This is a genomic window from Pseudoalteromonas obscura, from assembly GCF_030135505.1.
GTDB lineage: Bacteria > Pseudomonadota > Gammaproteobacteria > Enterobacterales > Alteromonadaceae > Pseudoalteromonas > Pseudoalteromonas obscura.
This window is the reverse complement of the sequence record NZ_JASJUT010000029.1, coordinates 1-1225: the sequence shown is the minus strand read 5'-3', so window position 1 is coordinate 1225 and position 1225 is coordinate 1. Positions and strand designations below refer to the sequence as shown.

Genomic DNA, 1225 nt, shown 5'->3' with positions numbered 1-1225 from the left:
TGTCCCGTCCTAAATAGCGTTGACACTTTTCAAACTTATTTTGGAGAGTGTAATGCAATCAATAGTTAAGCGTACTCAACGCGATTATTCTTTAGCCTTTAAATTGGCCGTAGTAGATCAGGTTGAAAATGGCGAGATGACTTATAAACAAGCGCAAGAGCATTATGGCATTCAAGGTCGCTCAACCGTTTTAGTTTGGCTTCGAAAGCATGGTCGTCTAAATTGGTCTGAAGGTACACCTAAACGTGTTACACAGGGCAAAGTCATGGATAAACCAGAAACAGAACTTACACCAGAGCAACGCATTAAAGCGTTGGAAAAAGAGTTAGCAGATACCAAAATGAAGGCTGAGTTTTTCGAAGCGGTGGTCAATGTGCTTGAAACTGACTACGGAGTCAGTGTTGTAAAAAAGCGCAAAGGCAAGTCATCCAAAAAGAAGTAGTCTTGGGATTATCGATAACGAAAGCGTGTTGCTTCTTGGGTATATCAAGGCAAGCGTACTATCAGCAGTGTGCCCGATATACTCAAAAGATTGAGTTTGAGTCGAGTATTATTCAGTTCGTTCATGCAGAGAGAATTGTTCAACCACGAATAGGAACGCGTAAACTGCAGCATCTTATGAAGTCTTATTCACTTCATATTGGTCGGGATAGACTCTTTGCGCTACTACGAGCGCATAGATTGCTTGTTAAAACTAAGCGGGCTTATCATAAGACTACAAATAGCCATCATCGTTTTAGATGTCATCCGAACCTTATTAAAGGTGGGATAGTAGCAGAGCGACCAAACCAAGTTTGGGTTGCAGATATTACCTACCTTCCTACAGAGGCTGGGGAAAGCTACTTGAGCTTGGTGACAGATGCCCACTCAAGAAAGATAGTGGGTTACAACATCGACGACAATATGAAAACAGCATCAGTGAAAAGAGCATTTCAAAACGCGTTACTGCAAAACAGCCCGAGGGGCAAGCTCATTCACCACTCTGACAGAGGAGTGCAATATTGCTCAGCAGAGTATCAGCAGCTTCATCAGAAATACAATGTCTGTTGTTCAATGACAGATGGATATGATTGCTATCAAAATGCTCTAGCAGAACGAGTTAATGGTATCTTGAAAAATGAGTATCTATTGTACAAACCGAGAGACTTAAATGAAGCTAAGAGAATGGTTGAAGAGTCGATAGACATTTACAATAGACGGCGGCCACATCTATCATTGAGGTACA

1 protein-coding gene is annotated in these 1225 nt (G+C 41.6%); it reads left to right on the top strand.

Features of this window, described 5'->3' with window-relative positions; all coding sequences use genetic code 11:
• Window positions 1–52: 52 nt before the first annotated feature.
• Window positions 53–1225 (top strand): IS3 family transposase gene (locus QNM18_RS27255; protein ID WP_284138950.1). Its coding sequence is split into 2 segments (ribosomal slippage), with 1174 coding nucleotides annotated over them: window positions 53–404 and window positions 404–1225; the frame shifts between segments, so codons are not numbered across the junction. This gene is flagged as partial in the annotation.